Below are 14,797 nucleotides of genomic sequence, written 5' to 3' on the forward strand. Positions count from 1 at the left end.
TTAACCTGCACGTCTTTACGGCGTGACGGATACCATTTCGGTGCGGTCAGTCATCGCGCCAGACGGAGATACCAAATATGAGTGCAGGGGTCGGTGTAGATCTGGAAAACCTGTGGATTCGTTTCGGCGATTTCGTCGCCGTGAGGGATGCGAATGTGAACATTAACGGCGGCGATTTCTTTTCGTTTCTTGGACCCTCGGGGTGCGGCAAGACGACTATCCTACGCGCTGTTTCCGGCTTTCTGACTCCAAGTGAGGGTCGGGTTCTGATCGGTGGCAAAGACATGCAGGGCATCGGGCCCAACAAGCGGCCGACTGCACTGATCTTCCAGAATCTCGCGTTGTTCCCGCTGATGAAAGTTTGGGAAAACATTACTTTCTCGATGGAGATCAAGGGGGCCAGTGCCGCGCAACGCCGCAAACGCGCGGATGAGCTGTTGGACATGATCGCGCTGCCGGGGCAGGGCGACAAGCTACCCAGTGAGCTTTCGGGCGGGCAACGTCAGCGCGTGGCCATTGCCCGTGCCTTATGTGCAGAACCCGATGTGCTGTTGCTGGACGAACCGCTTTCAGCGCTGGATCTCAAGCTGCGCCAGCATATGCGGACTGAACTACGCGAAATACAACAGCGCGTTGGCATCACCTTTATCTACATCACCCATGACCAGGGTGAGGCGTTGACCATGTCGGACAATATTGCCGTCATGCGGGACGGGGTGATTGATCAGATCGCGACAGGAAAAACCATCTACAATGACCCTAATACGGCCTTTGCGGCATCGTTCGTGGGCGAAAACAATGTGTTTCGGGGCAAGATCAAGCAGGTTATGGGCACCGAGGCGATGATCGCGACCAACCGCTCGGGCGATTTGGTGGCGCGAATTTCGACAGCCAATCAAGGCAAGATGAAAGAGGGCGACGATGCGATGCTGTTCATCCGCCCTGAAGCATTGGCAATCGCCCCTGACGGCGCGACCGGAGATCACTATGTAACGGCGCGCGTCAAACACGAAGAGTTCGAAGGAAACGTCTTCAACATCTTCACCCAAGGTGAGGGTGGTAAGGAAATAAAGGTGTCAATTCCGAACCTTGGTCAGTCATTCCAGGACCATACCGGGCAAAGCATCACGCTGGAATACGAAACCCAAAATGCGGTTCTGGTTCCAGCGGGTGAGCTGGCCGCGGAATAAGAGGGACTGACGGATGCCCAAATTTCTGAAAGAGTTTTTCAATCGCAACGGCACCGGCATGGGGCTGGCGATCCTGGGTCTGGTCCTGTTCTGGACCATCGGTCTGATCATATTGCCACAACTGTCGATGCTGGACTTCTCGTTCCGTCCCAACCTTCCACCGCCAGAGATAGGCGGGCCAAAAGATGTCTATACGTTGGAGAACTATAAATACCTGATCTATGGCCCCGAAGGCGGCAGTCAGGATTATAACGCCGTTGATCTCAGGGTCTTTTTCCGCACCTTGATTGCAGCGATCTGCGTGACGATCTTCAACCTGATCATTTGCTATCCAATAGCCTACTACCTTGGGCAATCCAAGGGCAGCCATATCCGCATCTTCGCGATCATGCTGATCATCCCCTATTGGATCAACGAAATCCTGCGCGCCTTCGCGCTGCGGATCATCTTTGGCGAGACCGGCGTGTTGAATACCCTGTTTGTCGGGTTGGGCGTTTTTGATACGCCGTTCGACTTTATCCGTAACGATATCGCGCTCTACGCGGGTCTGGGATACGCGTATATCCTGCTGATGATCTTCCCGATCTACAACGTGATCGAAAGCCTGGATCATAACCAGATTGAGGCCGCGCGGGACCTGGGCGCCCCATGGTGGCGGATTCACTGGCGGGTGGTCATTCCGTATGCCAAGCCGGGGATCAGTTCAGGCTGTACAATGGTGTTCATGCTCAGCGCCGGAGCGCTGGCCGCACCGCAGATTTTGGGCGGGCCCTCGTCGTTGTGGTTCACACAGCTGATCTATCAACAGTTCAATGATAACAATGACTGGCCGCAAGGCGCTGCCTACGCGATTGTTCTTCTGGTGACTTGCATCCTGTTCGTTCTGGCCGTGATGCGCCTGTTCAAGGTGAACATGGGGGATATCGGTAAATGAGCGGGTCCTTCCTTCGTGTCAGCATCTGGGCCTACCTGGTCATCTTTTTCCTGTACCTGCTAGGCCCGCTTGTGATCATGTCGGTTACGGCATTCAACTCATCGGCCTTTCCAAGGATGACGCCGTGGGAGTGCCTGACTTTCCAGTGGTTTGATGAATTGTTTCGGGACCAGCGCATCCTGAATGGTATCAAAAACTCGTTGATCATTGGTGCCGGGACGGTGGTTCTGTCAGTGGCGATGGGGCTGGCGGGGGCGCTGACGCTGACGCAGATCTGGCCCAAACTGCGGGCCACATATTACACGGTTATCATCGCGCCGATCCTGATACCTGGCGTGGTTCTTGGTATCTCGACACTAGTGTTTTGGGATCGGATCAACCGCATGTTGGGGCTGGGCGCAGACAGTGTGTTGTCGAACGGCGTATTCCTGACGGTGATTGGCCAATCTACCTTTATCGCCAGTTATTGCATGCTGGTTTTGGTGGCGCGTCTGCAACGCTATGACGTGGCGCTGACCGAAGCAGCGCTTGACCTTGGCGCGACCCATGCGCAGGCATTCCGGAAAATCCTGCTACCGTTTATGCGGCCCGCTATTGCTTCGGCAGCGGTTCTGGCATTCCTCGCTTCGTTCGAGAACTACAACACAACCACCTTTACATTTGGCGAGTACCCAACGCTGACCATCGAACTTGCGCAAAAGGTGCGCTATGGCATCACACCTTCGATCTCGGCACTGGCCTTTATCATCGTGGCATTGACTGTGTTCTTTGCCCTGTTGAACGAGGCCAAACTGAAGCGTCAGGAACTGGTTGCAGCAGCACGTAAGAACGCGACGGTTGAGGAACTGGCAGGCAAAATCAAGCTTCCTAGCTTTTTTGCCGGCAATGCGGCCGCGATATTGGTTGTTATCTTCGCCGTTGCAACGATCACGGTTGTCGGCACTGCGACCGCCTATGACCCGGCTCAATGCGTCGCCAATGTCCGCGAGCAAAAGCGGCTTGAGGCAGAGCAGCGTATTCAGGAACTGCGTGAGCAGCGCGAGGAACAGCGCAAACAACGCGAGGCGGAAGAGGCCGAGCAGGGTGGCGCGCAATCCGCGCCAAGGCCGTCCAACAACAGCGGTTTTGGCAATGTATTCGCTCCAAACGCCTTGGGCGGCGACAGTGAGGAAACAGAACCGGAGTCCGACACTCCGCCATCCAGCAACGGCGGGTTCGGCGGTGCCTTTGATCCGAACAGCCTGCAAAATGACTGACGGAACCGGTCGAAACTCAAAAGATGCGTGCCCGGAAATCTAACCTTTCTGGGGCGCGTTCTTTTTCAGGATAACTACATCACAGGGCGCAATTTCGTGGTTGTTCCAATTGATTGGAGCGGCGGTGTAGTTCGTCAAGAATATATACTGATCCGTCTCGCGCCGCCGCAACCCTTCGGGCAGGGGGTGGATGTCCAATTTGACCTTGGCTGCAGCCATCTCGACGACCCGATCCCACAGCTGGTCATCAGGAAAACCTGCAAGATACCAAAGCCGATCGGTCCCTTTTAATACCGGTGTGCCATTGGTAAATGTCAACAAATCAGGCGCAGTGCCGGACAATCGATCAATCCAATGCTGGGCAGCACCACCTCCGTCGACAGTTCGATGCACGTTTGGGGGCAGGGTTTCGACAAGATCGACGTCGCAATTCAGCCCTGACAGACCCGGGCGTCCTGCCTTTGGGATTTGGAAGTCTCGTGTAATCGCCCCACTGCGAGGGCCAAGAATTGCCAGATCGCAGTCCTGTATAAGGCGGTTTTCCAAGTCGCTGTCCAGCGTCGCGAGCCCCGGAGCAAGGATAAGCTTGTATCCGGGTTCCGGGGTGTCTTGTGCGGATAGGAAGTCCACTGAAAGACCCGCCCGCCGCAACGCGCGATAGGCTGAGAAAACCAGCCGGAAATAGTTGAACCCAGCCCCCTGTGGTTGTGTCTGCCACGCCCAATCCGATGCGTAATCGAACAGAATGGCCACGTCGGCCCGGGTCTGCGTGACCGGACCCAATTGTGCCAGATCATCGGCTGTCTGCCGCACTTCGGACAAGGCGGGGGCGGGTTTGTCATTCGGCGTCAAAAGTCCCGCATGCATTTGTTCTTGCGCAAATGGTGCCTGCCGCCAACGGAAATAGCTGACCACCTCGGCCCCGTGCGCGACGGCCTCAAGCGACCAAAGGCGCACCATACCGGGACGGGGGGCGGGATTGAACGGCGCCCAGTTTACCGGGCCGGGTTGTTGTTCCATCACCCACCAGCGGCCGCGCCCCACGGCGCGGTAGAGGTCGTGGTGAAAGGCCTGCATGTCCGGATCGCCCTGTTGCAGGAACGCAGTTTTATGCGCCTCGTCCGCCTCAAGCCGGTCTGAAAGAAACCCGATCGGATAACTGTCCCAAGTGGCAATATCCAAGTCTTTGCCCACTTTGAAATGGTCGAAATCCAGTATCCGACCCATATAGTTGTGCAAAATCGGCGCGTCCGTCAGGGGCCGCAGTATGTCAACCTGCGCTTTGTTAAAGACCGCCACCTGATCCGAGCTGAACCGGCGGAACGCCAGGACATGCGCTGGGTTTGGTTCTGTCACAGTCAGGTTGGGCAGGTCGATCTGATCGAAGCTGCCGTATTCCATCGACCAAAACACGTTGCCCCAAGCCGTGTTCAATGCGTCGACCGAGCCGTAGTGGTCCTCCAGCCAATATTGAAACGCGCGCAGGGCGGCTTGGCTGTAGCTGATCGTTGTGTCGTGGCAGCCATATTCGTTGTCGATCTGCCAAGCCGCCACATGCGGATTGCGGCCATAACGCTCACCCATGATCCGGGCGATCCGGGTGCATTCTTGGATACAGCCCTGATGGCTAAAACAGTAATGCCTGCGCGAGCCGAATTTGCGCGGCTGTCCCTGTGCGTCAACGGCCAGCATATCGGGGTGTTTCTTAAGCATCCATCGTGGCGGGGTCGCCGTGGGTGTCCCAAGAACAACCTTGAGCCCGGCGAATCCCAATACCTCAATCGCGCGGTCCAGCCAGTCAAAGCGCAAATCGCCGGGTGTGGGTTCCATCCGGCTCCAGGCGAACTCGCCGATCCGCACCCAGGTCAGCCCGGATTCAACCATTCGGGCGGCGTCTTTGGCCCACATCTCTTCGGGCCAGTGTTCGGGATAGTAGCAAACGCCAAGTTCAGGTTTCATAAAAGGACTCTGTATTCGGGCAGCCCTTTACCTGCGTCAGAGGCGGAAAAGGTCATGCCGTTGGTAGGTTGTTGTGCAAGTGTTTCAGCGTTCAGACCTTCGCGGGCCGACGTGCAGAAAAGCATGGTCAAATCGTCACCGCCGAAGGCAGGGCACGAAGTATGCGTGGCATCGAATGTATTGGCGCTTATGAACTTTCCGAACGGTGTATAGGTCGCTACGCGGCTTGCACCCCATTGCGCGATCCAAATGTTCCCTTCGGCATCGACCACGGCACCGTCGGGGTTCAGGCCATCGACCCGAAAATCCAGAAACACCGATCCGTCTTCTTCGGGCCAGCCGGTTTCCCGGTTCAGAGATCGGCGCATGACTTGTTTTGTCAGTGTATCGGCGTAGTAAGCACAGGAGCGGTCCGGCGCAAAGCAGATCGCATTCGGGATCGTGACGTTCGGCACCACCCGCCGCAATTCGCCCCGCCAATACCGATAGATCGCACCGGCGTGGGGCTCCGCCGCTTTGCCCATCGTCCCGATCCAGAACCCCCCCCAGGGGTCAGCGCGTCCGTCGTTCGAGCGGGTAATCGGGTTGTTCGCCTCAAGAGACGCGACTAGGTCTTTTTGACCAGTCTTGAGGCTGAAACGCCACAAACCCGTTTCAGAAGCTATCAGCAGCGTTTCCCGGTCGACCCACCCAGCGGCTGAGACATGTTCGTCAAACTGCCAGCCGCGTGGTTCGCCGCTCTTTTGCGTCATCAGAGTTTTGCCGATGATATCGAACCAGAAAAGCTGTTGGCCTTCGGGATGCCACAAAGGGCCTTCGCCCAACTCGCAAGGGCGGTTGTCGAAGATGGTGCTCATCCTGCGGCCTCATCATACGCGGCGACGATCTGTGCCGCCTTGGCCGCGACCTCAGATACCGTCATGCCGGGTTTGTAGAGGGCCGATCCGATGCCGAACCCATCTGCGCTGGCTGCGATCCACTTATCAAAGTTTTCAGGCCCTGCGCCGCCCACAGCATATACAAGCGTACCCTTGGGCAACACTGGGCGCAGTGCCGACAGACCTGCCGGACCGGCCAGCGCGCCGGGAAACAGTTTCAGCCCGGAAGCTCCAGCCTTGAGGGCGGCGAAAGCCTCGGTCGGTGTGAAGATGCCGGGCCAGCTTTCCAAGCCCAGCCTGTGAGTGTGTGAAATCACCTCGGGGTCGCAATTTGGCGATACGATCAGTTTGCCGCCAACCCCGACGACTTCGTCCACTTGCCCTGGCGTCAGAACGGTGCCTGCGCCAATCAAAGCACGGTCGCCGAATTCCTCCGCCAGACGACCGATGGAGTCCAGCGGATCGGGCGAGTTCAGCGGGACTTCGATCTTGTCGATCCCGGCGTCGATCAGGGCTTGCCCGGTTGCCAATGCAGCCGACGGTGTTAAACCCCGCAGGATGGCAATGATGGGACGGTTCATACGGTTTGCCTCGTCAGATTGCGGGCCAGTAGAAGGCCGGCCAATGTGCATTCAGTGCTGTCTGCGGTTTCCACGAACGCGCCTTGGGTTTCTAAGGCCTTGGCGTAAATTCCAGACAGCCCGGCAGTCCCAATGATCGCCAGTTGCTGGCCCAACCAGTAGGGTCGGGTTGCAGCCAGTTCAGCGCCAATCAGAAAACCCGAAAGCTGCGCCCGGGCGATACTACCATCTTGTCCCTGCAGCAGATCGGCAGCGCGCAAGCCAAACAGCCGTGCCGCCAGCTGTTCCGGTTTTGACAACGTGTCAGTCGTGGCATCGACAAAGGCTGCATCGTCCCAACCAGTGCCAACCGAGTGTTTCAGCACCGATTGGCCACTGAGAAGGTTGAACATCTCTCCGGTCATGAAGGTACGGAAACTGACGACTTCTCCGGCGCTGACTTGAACCCACTTACTATGGGTTCCCGGCAGGCAAACCACGCCGTCCCAGTTTGGGCGACCGGCCAGAAATCCCGCGATCTGGGTTTCTTCGCCTCGCATGACATCTGGTGGAGAGGTCTGCTTCAAACCGGGCACGACAAAGGCGCGAATGCGCGCGTCAGTGTTGTGAACGCGAAACGGGGCGACGGGCGTGGGGGCGCAGGGAACCGCCGAATATGGTGCCTCGACCCAACCTTGCCGCGCGCCCACCATTCCACATGCGATCACATCTACGGGTTCAGCCCCCAACCAGCCTTCGATCAGTTCCAACAAGGCGGCCTGAAACTCATCTCTGTCGACGCGGGCCATGCCTTTGTCAGACTGAGCCTGATCAACCACGGTATCGCCCCGCATCGCCCAGACACGAAGATGCGACGTTCCCCAATCGACAGCGATCCATTCAGAATTCATGTCTCTACCCCGTTACGACAACGCCGCCGTCAACCGCCATGCATTGTCCGGTCATTGCACGGCTGGCATTGGAGGCCAGGAACAGGGTCGGCGCGATCATATCTTCGGGCGTCAGGTGTTCCTTAAGGCATTGGCGGTTCATATGGGCCGCGAGGTCTTCGGGAGTAGCCCACATATCCAACTGTTTCTGGGTCAGAACCCACCCCGGGGCCAGCGCGTTCACACGTATGTTCTTCGGCCCAAGCTCACGCGCAAGGGATCGGGTCATCCCGGTAATACCGGCGTTCGAGGTCGTGTAGATTGGATAGCCAGCATTGCCCATCATGTAGCTGATTGAGCTGAAATTGACGATGGCCCCGCCTTCCCCTTGCATCTGGCGCGCCGCTTCCTGACAGGCAAAGAAATAAGCCTTGAGGTTGACCTCAATCATCCAGTCCCAAAACTCGGGCGTGGTTTCCTCAAGCGAGTGGCGTTGGTCGTTAGCTGCATTGTTGATCAGTACGTTCAAGGGACCATGCGCCTCCGAGGCTTTTTGCATCGTGGCGTGCAGCAATGCGGTATCTGTCATATCGGCCTGCATGAACAACGGTGCGCGACCGTGTTTGTCACGCATTTCCGCGACAAATCCGCTGGCGTCCGAGCGACCGATGAAGGCCACGTTGGCACCTTGGGCCAGAAATCCGTCCGTCAACGCTGCACCAACGCCAGAGCCGCCGCCAGTAATAAAGACAGACGCGCCGTTCAAATCGTGGAAAGTTGCTGGTTGATCCATCAGTGGCTCTCTCTGGTCACAAGGCGGGTGTCTTTGCCGACAAGAAAATCAAGGTCGGCGCCCTGATCCGCCTGCAGGACGTGGTCGATATAAAGTTTTGCGTAACCGCGGGCATAGTGCGGGTCGTCCGGTTGCCACGCTGCGCGGCGGGTAGCCAGTTCTGCCTCATCAACGAGCAGTTCCAACTCACCCTTGCTGGCGGACACCCGGATGCGGTCGCCGGTTTTGACCAGCGCCAGCGTTCCCCCGGCCTGCGCCTCGGGGCTGACATGAAGGATTACAGTGCCAAAGGCTGTGCCGGACATACGCGCATCCGAAACTCGGATCATGTCGCGCACACCCTCTTTCACGAGCTTTGCGGGAATTGGCATATTGCCAACTTCTGGCATGCCGGGATAGCCCTTGGGCCCGCAGCCCTTGAGCACCAGAATAGTGTCTGCCGTCACTGGCAGATCATCCCGGTCTATGTTGGCTTTCAGGTCTTCGATGTTTTCAAAGACATAAGCGTCTGCCTCGGTTTCCAACAGCGCGTCCGTCGCGGCCGAGGGCTTTACGATGGCGCCATTGGGTGCGAGATTTCCGCGCAAGACGCGCAGGCCCGCAGCAGGTTTCACCGGATCATCGAAGGGGTGGATCACGTCGCGGTTGAAGCATTCGGCGCCCTCGTAATGGGCCGAAATATCTTTGTTCAGAACGGTCTTGGCAGGGCGAAGGAAGGTTTTCAGCTCATTCAGAACCACGGGCACACCACCCGCGTAGCAGAAATCTTCCATCAGGTATTTGCCCGAAGGCATGCAGTTTACAAGCAGGGGTATTTCCGACCCGATCTCAAAATCCTTGAGTGACAGATCAACACCTACGCGACCGGCCAAAGCCAGCAAATGAACAACGGCGTTGGTTGATCCACCCACGGCGGCATTGGTGAGAATGGCATTTTCGAACGCTTCTTTGGTCAAAATATCCGACGGCTTCAGGTTTTCATCCACCATTTCAACGATCCGCTTCCCGGTCAGATGCGCCAGAGCCATACGGCGGGCGTCAACTGCCGGAAGCGCGGCGTTGGTGGGCAGGCTCATCCCCATCGCCTCGACCAGTGAGGCCATGGTCGATGCGGTGCCCATGGTCATGCAAACACCTGCACTGCGCGACATGCCGGATTCGGCGTTCATGAAGTCTTGCAGCGTCATTTCTCCGGCGCGGACAGCTTCGGAGAATTTCCAGACATCTGTGCCCGACCCGATATCCTTGCCGCGATACTTGCCGTTCAGCATAGGGCCGGAACTGACAACGATCGAAGGCAGATCGACTGAGGCTGCGCCCATCAACTGCCCCGGCGTGGTTTTGTCACAGCCGCCCAAAAGAACAACGCCGTCGATGCCGTAGGCGCGGATCGACTCCTCAACATCCATCGCCAGAAGGTTGCGGAACAGCATGGCAGTGGGCTTCATCTGGGTTTCGCCCAGAGACATGACCGGAAACTCAACCGGGAAACCGCCTGCCTCCCAAACGCCGCGCTTCACGCCCTCGGCCAGATCGCGCAGGCCCGAGTTGCAGGGTGTCAGCTCGGACCATGTATTGCAGATGCCAATGATCGGGCGCCCGTCAAAGGCGTGATCGGGAAAGCCCTGATTCTTCATCCAGGACCGGTGGATGAACCCGTCTTTGTCGAGTTTTCCATACCAGTGTTGCGAGCGGCGTTTCTTTGTCATTTTTGTCAGCCTTCTAGTCTTTGGTTCAGGCGGCTTTTGCAGGTTTGCACCAATCCGGAAGCCAGTCGGCATGCGCGATTAACAGGTCATCGACAAGGCTGCGGATTTGGCGCAGGTCTAATTCGGCGGCTGTGTGCGGGTCCATCATGGCGGCGTGATAGATGTGTTCTGGGTTCTGGTCGACCAATGCGCGCACGGTAAGCTCTTGCACATTGATCTGGCTCCGCATCAGTGCGATCAGTTGCGGTGGAATATCGGTAACGATCGAAGGCTGCACGCCGTTGCCGTCGACCAGACAGGGGGTTTCAACGGCGGCCCCCAAGGGCAGTTGCGGTATCTGGCCGGTGTTGGGCAGGTTTCCATAGGCCACGTAAGGCGTATTAGTGACTATGGCGTTCATCAGATCGGCAGCGAATTCGTGACTGCGGATTACCTCGATGTTGCGGCCATCCGTCAGGGTCTTGGCCTGTTCTTTCCAATTTGCAACCTGTTCCACGCATCGAGTGGGGTATTCATCCAGCGGGATGGAAAACTGCTTGATCAGGTCTTCTCGCCCATCTTTGATGAACCACGGCACATATTCGGCCAAATGCTCGGAACTTTCGGTGCAGAAATAGCCCAGGTGATCCATCACCTCGTACCGAACATTGTTCGGGCAACGTGGCATCAGTAGCGGAGGCTTGGGAAGTTGACCGCTGCCGTATCCCTGTTGCAATGCGGGATAAAGGTTGCGGCCCTTATGTTCCAGCCGCAGGAAAAAGGCGACATGATTGACGCCCGCGACCTTGTAGCGGATTTCGTCTTTCGGCAGGTCAAGGTCATGCGCCAGTTCTTCGACCGTATTCTGTACCGAGTGGCATAGACCGACCTGTTTCAGCGCCGGGAATTGCTCGGCCAGCGCCCATGTGTTTATGGCCATCGGGTTCACGTATTGCAGCAGGGTCGCGTTCGGGCAAAGCTGCATCATGTCCCGTGCCACGTCCCACAACACCGGAACCGTGCGCAGCCCGCGCATGATGCCGCCGACGCCAAGCGTGTCGGCGATGGTCTGACGCAGGCCGTATTGTTTTGGAATCTCAAAGTCGGTCACAGTACACGGCTCATATCCGCCGATCTGGAACGCGGTGATAACGAAATCTGACCCATCCAAAGCGGCGCGTCGATCTGTATGGGTCGAAACAGACGCACCCGAACCGACCGAGCGGATCATGGCGCGGGCAACCGCTTCGCTTTCGGCCAGACGCTCGGGGTCAATGTCCATCAGCGCAAAATGGCTGTCGCACAGCGCTGGTGTCAGCAGAGCATCGCCCACGATGTTCTGCATGAAAATTGTGGAACCGGCACCAATAAAGGTGATTTTTGTCATGTTGCAAGCCTATGGTTTGACGTCATTTCACAGCTCCAAGTGTCAGGCCCGCGATAAAGTGTTTCTGCATCAGAAAGAACATTGCCACCGGCGGAAGGGCCGCGACGATAGAGCCCGCGCTCATCAACTGATAGGCGGCTCTGAACTGCGCGTTGAAACTGGTGATCCCCGCAGTGACAGGTTGGCTTTCGGCCCCTTGGGTCAACACGACAGCCCAGAAATAGTCGTTCCAGATGAAGGTGAAGATCAGCACGCTCAGCGCCGCAATGGCGGGTTTCATCAGCGGCAGAACCACGTACCAGAAGATGCGCCATTCGCTGATGCCTTCAACGCGCGCCGCCTCAATCAGTTCAAACGGAAGGGCGCGGATAAAATTGCGCATGAACAGCGTACAGAATCCGGTCTGGAAGGCGATGTGGAACAGAACCAACCCGGTTTTGGTGTTGTAAAGCCCCAGTTGCAAGGTCAGGTCGCGCACCGGGACCATCAGAATCTGGAAGGGTACGAAATTGCCCGCCACGAACATGAAGAAAATCCAAATGTTCGATTTGAACCTGTAGATCCCCAGAGCGAAGCCGGTCATGCAACTGAGTGCAACAGCGCCGATCACCGTTGGGATGGTGATCATGAACGAATTCAGGAGGTAGCGCGGCATATCCGAATTGAAAAAGACCTGCCCATAATTGAACGCGCCCTCGAAGCTGGACGGCATCCCCCAATAGTTCGCATTGGTGAAGTCTGCGGCAGGCTTGACCGAGAAAAGAGCCACCGCAAGCAGCGGTCCAAGCCACAGAAGCAGCGCCAGAGGCAGCATCGCCTGATACGTGATCTGTGCCGCGCGGGGTTGTTTTTCGATGGGTTTGGGAAACATCTCAGTGCCCCCTTTCTTCGCGGTACATTGACCACAGGAAATAGGCGATGAAGCACAGCATGATGAGGAAAAGCACCACGGCGATGGCCGCGCCATAGCCCATGCGGAAACCGTATTCAGACAGGGCGACCTCGAACATATAGTAGGCCAGCACGCGGGACGAACCGAAAGGACCGCCCTGTGTCATGATAGAAATCAGGTCAAAAGAACGCAGCGCACCGATGATGGTGACGACAAAGGCGATGAAGGTGGCGGGGCGAAGTTGGGGCAAGATGATATGCCACAGCATACGAAACCCCTTTGCGCCGTCCAGACGCCCGGCCTCAATCTGTTCGGGGTCCACGGCGTTCAGGCCGGTGAGGTAGAGGATCATGCAGTAGGCTGTCTGCGGCCACAGACCGGCAAAGATGATGCCGTAGGTCACGAACCGTTCATCGCCCAGCACGTTCAGCGGACCGAGGCCGAAAAGGCCAAGAAATTCATTCAGCAGGCCAAAGGTCGGATCATAAAACCAGGTAAAGACAAGGCCCACGACGACTTGGGAAATAACGAATGGAAAGAAAAACAGTGATTTGTAAAGCCGAATACCCCAGACTGTCTGGTTGAGGAAGAGGGCAATGAAAAGACCCGCCGGAATAGCCGCCAGATACAAAAGCAACCAAATCAGGTTGTTCTTTAGGGACGTGTAAAAGGCATCCCGGTCAACCCATTCCCAGTAGAGGTCTTCGTAGTTTCGAAACCCGACATATTCGGCCGCGCCAAGCCCATCCCATTCGTAGAGAGACAGGTTAAATGACTGAAACACCGGAATGATCACATAGACCATGAAGAACAGCAGACCGGGGGCCAGAAACAGCCACGGTGCGATGCGCTGTTGATTCTTGTGAAACCAGCTTTCCTGATCTGAGACTTCGACGACAGACATGCGGATACTCGGGGATTTGGTATAAGGAGTAAGGCGGGCTGCACCCGCCTTACGCTTGACAAGGTGCAGGCCGGGCTTTTTCCCGGCCTGACCAGATCAGTTTTCGTAGATACGTTCGCGGGCGCGTTCCAGTTTTGCCAGAATACGGTCCAGGTTGTCAGGCTTGACCATGAACTCCTGGAAGCCTTCCATCGACACTTTGGCCATTTCGGCCGGTGCGTCGCGATCCCAGAACTGGGCGACCCCGCCGGGGCTGTTGGACGACAACATCGCAAATCCCTGTTGCAGGAACTTGTCATCATCAACCGCAGACTGCGCGTTCACGGGCAATTGGCCAAGGTTTGCGCCATTGTTGATCTCGGTCTGTTCGTCTGCCGAGACAACGAAACGCAAGAATTCGCGCGCGGCGTCTTTGTTCGATGCGTTGGCTGGGATGTGGAACGTGTCGGTCGGCGCGTCTTCGGCCAGCTCAACATCAGGATTGATCGAAACAAACTGGTAGAAATCCAGTTGATCGTTGGTCAAACCAGCCTCGCGCAGGGGCGCCACGGCGAAGTTACCCATAAGATACGCGGTGGCATCGCCGTTGACCATAAAGGGCAGGGCTTCTTGCCAGCTATAGGTCTGGTGGTTGTCGATGAATGCGCCCATTTCGATCAACTGTTTCCAGTTGGCGAAGGTCTGTTTGACCCGATCATCTTCCCAGCTGACCTCACCGTTTGCGAGTTGGTTGTGGAACTCGAACCCGTTGGTGCGCATGTTGAGGTAGTCGAACCAGCCACCGGCGGTCCACAGGAACTTGGTGCCGATGGTGTAGCAAGCGCGGCCTGACTCCACGATTTTCTGGCAGTTTGCCAGTTCCTCTTCCCAGGTTGTGGGTTCGGTCAAGCCCAGTTCGTCAAAGATGTCTTTGCGGTAATAGACACCCCACTGGTAATAGGTATAGGGCACACCCCACTGCTTGCCGTCGATCGTCAGTGCGCCCTTGGTAGAGGCCAGGTTGGCGGCGATTTCAGGCTCGGCCCACAGGTCAGACACGTCCTCGAACAGACCAGCCTCGACATAGGGTTTCATGCGATTGGCCGCATACCATGTGGCGACATCCGGTGTGTCTGCTGTCAGGAAGTTTCGAATCTGCGTCTTGTAAGCTTCGCGGTCGATGACCGTGGTTTCGATCTCCAGCCCCGGATGTTGTTCCGCGAACCGCTCGATCATCGCTTCCATCGTCGCGCGCGGCGCCGGGTTCGATGTGTCGAGGAAGATTCGCAGCTCGCCGGTCAGTTCGGCTGCAACAGGTGCAGCCAGTGCCACACTGGCCGCCAGCGCGGCCGCTGTGCGCTTGAACAAGGAATGCATGGTGTCCTCCCTTAGATTCCCTTTGGTTCCATTTATTGAAACCATGTTTTATATATTGAAAACTACACATCAACTCGGTTAGTCTTGTCAAGACCTTCGTGACGAACGCG

13 protein-coding genes are annotated in these 14,797 nt (G+C 57.0%); 3 read left to right on the forward strand and 10 right to left on the reverse strand.

Annotated features, from left to right (window positions below):
* The first annotated feature begins 77 nt into the window (after positions 1–77).
* Genes AC2FIT_RS17110 through AC2FIT_RS17120 form a run of 3 tightly spaced genes read left to right on the forward strand, consistent with a single transcriptional unit; the run spans position 78 to position 3,380 of the window.
* Complete coding sequence (locus AC2FIT_RS17110; RefSeq protein ID WP_496831238.1) at positions 78–1,190, forward strand: ABC transporter ATP-binding protein; 1,113 nt, start codon at positions 78–80, stop codon at positions 1,188–1,190.
* A gap of 13 nt (positions 1,191–1,203) precedes the next feature.
* On the forward strand, positions 1,204–2,124 hold the full coding sequence (locus AC2FIT_RS17115) for an ABC transporter permease (protein WP_496831239.1): 921 nt from the start codon (positions 1,204–1,206) through the stop codon (positions 2,122–2,124).
* A complete protein-coding gene (locus AC2FIT_RS17120; protein WP_496831240.1) occupies positions 2,121–3,380 on the forward strand; it encodes an ABC transporter permease in 1,260 nt (419 codons plus the stop codon). Before AC2FIT_RS17115 ends, AC2FIT_RS17120 begins: the two co-directional genes overlap by 4 nt.
* 39 nt (positions 3,381–3,419) lie before the next feature.
* Here AC2FIT_RS17120 and AC2FIT_RS17125 read toward each other — a convergent pair whose 3' ends face one another.
* The 10 genes from AC2FIT_RS17125 to AC2FIT_RS17170 form a co-directional block, all read right to left on the reverse strand.
* Positions 3,420–5,339 carry a beta-galactosidase gene (locus AC2FIT_RS17125; RefSeq protein WP_496831241.1) on the reverse strand — a complete coding sequence of 640 codons (1,920 nt, stop codon included), beginning with the start codon at positions 5,337–5,339 and terminating at the stop codon, positions 3,420–3,422.
* Positions 5,336–6,196: an SMP-30/gluconolactonase/LRE family protein gene (locus AC2FIT_RS17130; RefSeq protein WP_496831242.1), complete on the reverse strand. Its 861-nt coding sequence runs from the start codon at positions 6,194–6,196 to the stop codon at positions 5,336–5,338. The genes AC2FIT_RS17125 and AC2FIT_RS17130 overlap by 4 nt, the downstream gene beginning before the upstream one ends.
* Positions 6,193–6,798 carry a 2-dehydro-3-deoxy-6-phosphogalactonate aldolase gene (locus AC2FIT_RS17135; RefSeq protein ID WP_496831243.1) on the reverse strand — a complete coding sequence of 202 codons (606 nt, stop codon included), beginning with the start codon at positions 6,796–6,798 and terminating at the stop codon, positions 6,193–6,195. Before AC2FIT_RS17135 ends, AC2FIT_RS17130 begins: the two co-directional genes overlap by 4 nt.
* On the reverse strand, positions 6,795–7,688 hold the full coding sequence (locus AC2FIT_RS17140; protein WP_496831244.1) for a 2-dehydro-3-deoxygalactonokinase: 894 nt from the start codon (positions 7,686–7,688) through the stop codon (positions 6,795–6,797). The genes AC2FIT_RS17135 and AC2FIT_RS17140 overlap by 4 nt, the downstream gene beginning before the upstream one ends.
* Before the next feature lie 4 nt (positions 7,689–7,692).
* Positions 7,693–8,460: an SDR family NAD(P)-dependent oxidoreductase gene (locus AC2FIT_RS17145; RefSeq protein WP_496831245.1), complete on the reverse strand. Its 768-nt coding sequence runs from the start codon at positions 8,458–8,460 to the stop codon at positions 7,693–7,695.
* Entirely contained in the window at positions 8,460–10,169 is a 1,710-nt protein-coding gene (locus AC2FIT_RS17150) for an IlvD/Edd family dehydratase (protein ID WP_496831246.1), read from the reverse strand. The genes AC2FIT_RS17145 and AC2FIT_RS17150 overlap by 1 nt, the downstream gene beginning before the upstream one ends.
* A 25-nt stretch (positions 10,170–10,194) precedes the next feature.
* Positions 10,195–11,535: an alpha-glucosidase/alpha-galactosidase gene (locus AC2FIT_RS17155; protein ID WP_496831247.1), complete on the reverse strand. Its 1,341-nt coding sequence runs from the start codon at positions 11,533–11,535 to the stop codon at positions 10,195–10,197.
* A 22-nt stretch (positions 11,536–11,557) separates the two neighbouring features.
* Positions 11,558–12,406: a carbohydrate ABC transporter permease gene (locus tag AC2FIT_RS17160; protein ID WP_496831248.1), complete on the reverse strand. Its 849-nt coding sequence runs from the start codon at positions 12,404–12,406 to the stop codon at positions 11,558–11,560.
* 1 nt (position 12,407) lies between these two features.
* On the reverse strand, positions 12,408–13,331 hold the full coding sequence (locus AC2FIT_RS17165) for a carbohydrate ABC transporter permease (protein ID WP_496831249.1): 924 nt from the start codon (positions 13,329–13,331) through the stop codon (positions 12,408–12,410).
* Positions 13,332–13,427: 96 nt separating this feature from the next.
* The gene (locus AC2FIT_RS17170) at positions 13,428–14,687 is read right to left on the reverse strand and encodes an ABC transporter substrate-binding protein (protein WP_496831250.1); all 1,260 of its coding nucleotides are present in this window, start codon (positions 14,685–14,687) and stop codon (positions 13,428–13,430) included.
* Positions 14,688–14,797 lie beyond the last annotated feature (110 nt).

It is taken from the genome of Ruegeria sp. YTSA135, from assembly GCF_059610165.1.